Raw genomic sequence first — 6,263 nt, 5'->3', positions numbered from 1 at the left:
GACGTCATCGAGAGCGTCTCCTTCACCGGCGGCCCCTCGGTCACCATCAAGTCGCACCACAATGTGGGCGGCCTGCCCGAGCGCATGAATATGCAGCTTGTCGAGCCGCTGCGCGAATTGTTCAAGGACGAGGCGCGCGCGCTGGGCCGCGAGCTAGGCATTCCCGACAGCTTCATCGGCCGCCACCCCTTCCCCGGCCCCGGCCTCGCCATACGCTGCCCCGGCGGCATCACCCCGGAAAAGCTCGACATATTGCGCCAGGCCGACGCCATCTATCTCGACGAGATCCGCAAGGCGGGGCTTTACGACACCATCTGGCAGGCCTTCGCGGTGCTGCTGCCGGTGCAGACCGTGGGCGTCATGGGCGACGGGCGCACCTATGAATTCGTCTGCGCCCTGCGCGCCGTCACCTCCGTGGACGGCATGACCGCCGATTTCTACCCCTTCGACATGGCGTTCCTGGGCAGGGCGGCCACCCGCATCATCAACGAAGTGCGCGGCATCAACCGCGTCGTCTACGACGTCACCAGCAAGCCCCCGGGCACCATCGAGTGGGAGTGATCCAGCTCCCGCTCACGCGGCGGGCAGCAGGGAGACCGTCAACAGCGCGAGCGTGACCAGCAGGGCGATCGACAGCGCGCCTGCGGCCAGCACCCTGCCCCCCGATGCCAGGATGGAGCGCAGATCGACCGACAGGCCGAGCGCGGCCATGGCGATCAGCGTCAGGCTTTCCGAAGCCATGGTTAGCGGAGCGACGGCGGCTTCGGGCAGCAGGCCCGAGGACCGTGCCGCCATCAGCAGCAGAAATCCCACGATAAACCAGGGCACCAGAACCGAGACCGGCAGGCGGACGCCGCCCTTGCGCCCATGGCGAAGCCCCACTGCCAGCACCACCGGACCGAGCATGAGCACCCGCACCAGCTTGACGATGGTGCCGATCTGCGTGCTCAGCGTTCCCATTGGCGCCGTCGCCGCCAGAACCTGCGGCACGGCATAGACGCTGAGCCCCGCCACCACGCCATATTGCCACTCGCCCAGTCCCAGCAGGGGCGCGCTCAGCGGCAGCAGCACCACCACCAGAATGCCCAGAACGGCGGTGAAGCCGATCGCGGCGGCAACGTCCTGCGCCGGTGCGCCGATGGCCGGCGCCGCCGCCATGATGGCGGAATTGCCGCAAATCGAATTGCCGCAGGCCACCAGCGTCGCCAGCCTGTCGTCGAGGCCGAGCAGCCGGCCGATGCCATAGCTGGCGCACAGCGTCACCGTCACCACCCCGATGATGGCCGCGATCAGTTGCAGGCCCGAGGCGGCGATGGCGGCGGCGCTGATTGTGCCGCCCAGCAGCACGATGGCGATTTCCAGCACGATGCGGGCGGAAAACTGCGTCCCGGCCTGGAAGCGCTCGCTCAGCCCGAAAATTGTGTGCAGCAGCGTGCCGACGAGAATGGCCAGCACCAGCCCGTCCACATAGACATAGCCGAGCAGCCCCGCCTCGACCCGCTCCGCCCCCGCCGCCAGGAGACCGATGGCGGCACAAAGCAGCAGGCCGGGAAAAATTTCCAATATTCTGGCTCGAATGGGCATCCTGTTCCCCTGGAGAGGCTGGCAGGGATAGGACGCGGCCTTATGTTAATCCATCGAATAATATGACATGTTTCATTCGAAGGAGCTGAACGATAACCCTCGAACAGCTTGCCATTTTCGTCGCCGTGGCCGAACGGGAGCATCTGACGCAGGGGGCGGCGGCCATTGGCCTCACGCCTTCCGCCGCCAGCGCCGCCATCAAGGCGCTTGAGGCGACCCATCAGGTCGATCTGTTCCATCGCGTCGGCCGGCGCATCGAGCTGACCCGGGCGGGGCTGATGTTCCTGGCCGAGGCGCGGCGCATGCTGGCTTCGGCCGAGCAGGCCAGGAACCTGCTGAGCGAGTTGGGCGGGCTGCGCACCGGCCAGCTTGAAATCGAGGCCAGCCAGACCATCGCCAATTACTGGCTGCCGGCGCGGCTGATGCGCTTTCGCACCCTCTATCCAGGAATTTCCGTCGCCTTCCGGGTCGGCAACAGCGCCGGCGTCGCCCAGGCGGTGCTGTCGGGGCGCGCCGAGCTCGGCTTCATCGAGGGCGGCGTGAACGAGCCGGCCCTGGCGGCTACGGCGCTCTATTCAGATGAACTGGTCGCCGTGGTGTCGTCGCGCCTGCCGGGTGGCGCCACCGCCAGGCTGGAGGAGATGGACTGGGTCATGCGTGAGCCCGGCTCGGGCACGCGGGCCGAATTCGAGGCAGCGCTGGCCGCCATCGGCGTCGCGCCTGCCCAATTGCACACGGCATTGACCCTGCCCACCAATGAGGCGGTGCTCAGCGCCGTGCGCGGCGGGGCCTGCGTCGCCGCCCTGTCGCGTCTAGTTGTCGAGCCCTTCCTCGTCTCGGGCGAACTGGTGGTGCATGAGCGGGTTCTGGCCCGGCGCGATTTCACCCTGCTCCGCCACAAGGAGCGGCGCCTTTCCGCCGCCGCGGCGGCTTTTGCCCGGCTTTGCCGCGAACAGCCGGATTGAGCCGGCGGAAAGCCCGGGCGCAGATTTGCAATTGGCGGGCCGCGTGTTAAAGCTGCGCCGCAATTTTCGACCAGCGCAGGCAGGCCATGTCTCAGGACAATATTTTCCAGGAAATCGACGAGGAGCTGCGCAGCGACCGCATGCGCGCCCTGTGGCGGCGCTTCGGGCCCTATGTCATCGGCGCGGCCATTGCCGTTGTGGCGCTGGTGGCGGTCAATGAGGGCTGGAGCTGGTACCATTCGAGCAATGCGGCCAAGTCCTCCGACGAGCTTTATGCCGCCTTCAGCCTCATCGATGGCGGCGATCTGGCCGCCGCCGAGGCCCAGCTCGACACTTTGATCGGGGACGGCACCGGCGGCTATCCCATCCTCGCCCAGTTTCGCAAGGCTGGCGTGCTGGCCACCGACGGCAAGGTCAGCGAGGCGGTGGCGCTTTACGACAGCCTGGCCAACAGCCAGTCCAATCCCAATCTGCGCGAGCTGGCGCTGGTGCTGGGCGGCATGCTGATGGTGGACAATGGTTCGCTCGGCGATGTCGAGGCCCGTGTGGGGAGCCTCACCACCGAGGCCAGCCCCCTCCGCAACGGCGCGCGCGAGGCGCTGGGCCTGGCCCAATACAAGGCCGGCGATTTCGCCGCCGCCCAGGCCAGTTTCGAGGCGGTCATCAACGACCCCATGACCCAGTCCGCCACGCGCAATCGCATGGGCTATTATCTGGCCCAACTGCTCTCGCGCGGCGCCATCGCCGAGGAACCGGCGGCGGATGCGGGCGAGGCCACGCCGCTCGAGCCGGCCGCGCAATAGCGGCCGCTTCTTCGGCTTTTTTCGGGATAGCTGCGCATGAGTGTTACCCTTGCCATTGTCGGGCGTCCCAATGTCGGCAAATCCACCCTGTTCAACCGGCTGGTGGGCCGCAAGATCGCGCTGGTCGACGATACGCCCGGCGTCACCCGCGACCGGCGCGAGGCCGAGGGCCGCATTGCCGATCTCACCTTCCGCGTGCTCGACACCGCCGGCTATGAGGATGTGCGCGACGGGAGCCTGGAAGACCGCATGCGCCAGCAGACCGAGCTGGCCATCCGCGAAGCCGACATTATCCTCTTCATGATCGATGCGCGCTCGGGCGTCGTGCCGCTGGACGAGCGCTTCGCCCAGGTGCTGCGCAAATCCGGCAAGGACGTGCATCTGGTCGGCAACAAGGCCGAAAGCTCGGCCGCCGAGGCGGGGCTGGTGGAGGCATTTAAGCTTGGCTTTGGCGAGCCGATCCCGCTATCCGCCGAGCATGGGCTGGGCCTGTCCGAACTCTATTCCATCGTTTCGGCCGCCATCGACCGCGCCGCCGCCGGCAAGGCGGAAGGGGAGGCCGATGACGATCTGGACGCCCTGCCCGAGGTCGATGTCGACATCACCCAGGACATGCTGGAGGGCGAGGGCGAAGAGGCGACGCTGCGCTGGAACCCGCGCCGTTATCTCAACGTCGCCATTGTCGGCCGGCCCAATGCCGGCAAGTCCACGCTGGTCAACCGCATGGTGGGCGAGGAGCGCGTGCTGGTCGGCCCCGAGGCCGGCATCACCCGCGACAGCATCCTGGTGCCCTGGGAATGGCAGGGCCGCACCATCAACCTGGTCGATACTGCCGGCATCCGCCGCCGCTCGCGCGTCACCGGCAAGCTCGAAAAGCTGGCGGTGAGCGATAGCCTGCGCTCCATCCAATATGCCGAAATCGTCGTGCTCATGCTCGACGCCACCATTCCGTTCGAAAAGCAGGACCTGGCGCTGGCCGACCTGGTCGAGCGCGAGGGCCGCGCCATGGTCATCGCGCTCAACAAATGGGACCTGATCGAGGACAAGAACGCGGCGCTGGCCGAATTGCGCGAGGCCTGCGAGCGCCTGCTGCCCCAGCTTCGCGGCATTCCGCTGGTCACGCTGTCCGGGCTCACCGGCAAGAATATCGACAAGCTGATGGATGCCATCTTCACCATCGAGCGCAGCTGGAACGCCCACGTTTCCACCGCCCGGCTCAATCGCTGGCTGGCCGGCATGCTGGCGAGCCACCCGCCCCCGGCGGTTTCGGGCCGGCGGCTGAAATTGCGTTACATGACGCAGGCCAAGACGCGGCCGCCCAGCTTCATCATCTTCGCCTCGCGCCCCGATGCATTGCCGATGGCCTATCAGCGTTATCTGGTCAACGGATTGCGCGAAGCCTTCGACCTGCCCGGCACCCCGATCCGTCTCTGGATCCGTGCCGGCAGCAAGAACCCCTATGACGACCCGACCAAGCGCCGGATCGGCTGACGCCTCCAATGCCGCCCCGGATTAAGCCCGGGGCAGCACCTTTGGATGGCCCTTAGCGCCCGCTGCGGTAATTCGGCGCTTCGCGCGTAATCGTCACGTCATGCACATGGCTTTCGTGCAGCGCCGCGCCGGAGATTTTCACGAACACCGAATTGTCGCGGAAATCCTTGAGATTATGCGCGCCGGTATAGCCCATGGAGGCGCGCAGCCCCCCCGCCATCTGGTGCAGCACGGCATTGACCGAGCCCTTATAGGGCACCTGCCCCTCGATGCCCTCGGGCACCAGCTTCATCTGGTCGCGCACATCCTGCTGGAAATAGCGGTCGGCCGAGCCCGAGCCCATGGCCCCCACCGAGCCCATGCCGCGATAGGATTTGTACGAGCGCCCCTGGTAGAGATAGACCTCGCCGGGGCTTTCGTCGGTGCCGGCCAGGATCGAGCCGACCATGACGCAGGAAGCGCCGCCCGCCAGGGCCTTGGCCATGTCGCCGGAAAACTTGATGCCGCCATCGGCGATCACCGGCACGCCGTGCCGGTCGCCTTCCTCGGCACAGGCCATGACGGCCGCCAGTTGCGGCACCCCGACCCCGGCCACGATGCGCGTGGTGCAGATCGAGCCCGGCCCGATGCCCACTTTCACCGCGTCGGCACCCGCCCCGATCAGCGCCTTGGTGGCTTCGGCGGTGGCCACGTTTCCGGCCACGATGCGGGTGGAATTGCTCTCGCGCTTGACGCGCTCGACCGCCTCGGCCACGCGCACCGAATGGCCATGGGCGGTGTCGATGACCAAAAGGTCGACGCCGGCGTCGATCAGTTGCAGCGAGCGTTCGAACCCCTGGTCGCCCACGGTGGAGGCCGCCGCCACGCGCAGGCGGCCCTGCTCGTCCTTGACGGCATTGGGATAGAGCTGGGCGCGCTCGATATCCTTGACCGTGATCAGCCCGATGCAGCGGTAATTTTCGTCAACCACCAGCAGCTTTTCGATGCGGTGGCGATGCAGCATCACCTTGGCTTCTTCCTTGGAGACGCCCTCGCGCACGGTGATGAGGTTCTGATGCGTCATCAATTCGGCGATGCGCTGGTTGGGGTTGGAGGCGAAGCGCACGTCGCGGTTGGTGAGAATCCCCACCAGCTTGCCGATGGCGCGACCGCCCTTGCCGCCGTTTTCCACCACGGGGATGCCCGAAATGCGGCTCTTTTCCATCAGCGCCAGCGCGTCCGACAGCGTCGCGTCGGGGCCGATGGTGATGGGATTGACCACCATGCCGCTTTCGAAGGACTTGACCATGCGCACCTGCTCGGCCTGCTCCTCGGCCGTCAGGTTCTTGTGGATCACGCCCATGCCGCCGGCCTGGGCCATGGCGATGGCCATATTGGCCTCGGTCACCGTATCCATCGCCGAGGACAGGATCGGCAGGTT

Annotated in this window: 5 protein-coding genes and 1 pseudogene; 4 read left to right on the top strand and 2 right to left on the bottom strand. The window is 66.8% G+C overall.

Going from position 1 to position 6,263, the window contains the following annotated elements:
* Positions 1–561: pseudogene (locus VDP82_RS12480) on the top strand (GMP synthase (glutamine-hydrolyzing)); the annotation flags it as partial.
* A 12-nt stretch (positions 562–573) separates the two neighbouring features.
* On the opposite strand, the gene VDP82_RS12475 reads toward VDP82_RS12480, so the two are convergent.
* A complete protein-coding gene (locus VDP82_RS12475) occupies positions 574–1,584 on the bottom strand; it encodes a YeiH family protein (RefSeq protein WP_416347111.1) in 1,011 nt (336 codons plus the stop codon).
* Between the two features lie 92 nt (positions 1,585–1,676).
* Between VDP82_RS12475 and VDP82_RS12470 the strand changes: the two genes are divergently transcribed.
* The 3 genes from VDP82_RS12470 (at position 1,677) to der (ending at position 4,843) form a co-directional block, all read left to right on the top strand.
* Positions 1,677–2,549 (top strand): LysR substrate-binding domain-containing protein, encoded by an 873-nt coding sequence (locus tag VDP82_RS12470; protein WP_323015173.1) that lies wholly within the window; start codon positions 1,677–1,679, stop codon positions 2,547–2,549.
* A gap of 86 nt (positions 2,550–2,635) precedes the next feature.
* Positions 2,636–3,352: a tetratricopeptide repeat protein gene (locus VDP82_RS12465; RefSeq protein WP_323015171.1), complete on the top strand. Its 717-nt coding sequence runs from the start codon at positions 2,636–2,638 to the stop codon at positions 3,350–3,352.
* 36 nt (positions 3,353–3,388) lie between these two features.
* Positions 3,389–4,843: a ribosome biogenesis GTPase Der gene (gene der, locus VDP82_RS12460; RefSeq protein ID WP_323015170.1), complete on the top strand. Its 1,455-nt coding sequence runs from the start codon at positions 3,389–3,391 to the stop codon at positions 4,841–4,843.
* A gap of 52 nt (positions 4,844–4,895) precedes the next feature.
* Here the strand turns inward: der and guaB are convergent.
* Positions 4,896–6,263, bottom strand: a 1,368-nt coding sequence (guaB, locus tag VDP82_RS12455) for an IMP dehydrogenase (protein WP_323015169.1), incomplete at its 5' end; no start/stop codon positions are given.

Origin of the sequence: Devosia sp., from assembly GCF_034675085.1 — a bacterium.
GTDB lineage: Bacteria > Pseudomonadota > Alphaproteobacteria > Rhizobiales > Devosiaceae > Devosia.
This window is presented reverse-complemented; position numbering and strand designations above follow the sequence as displayed.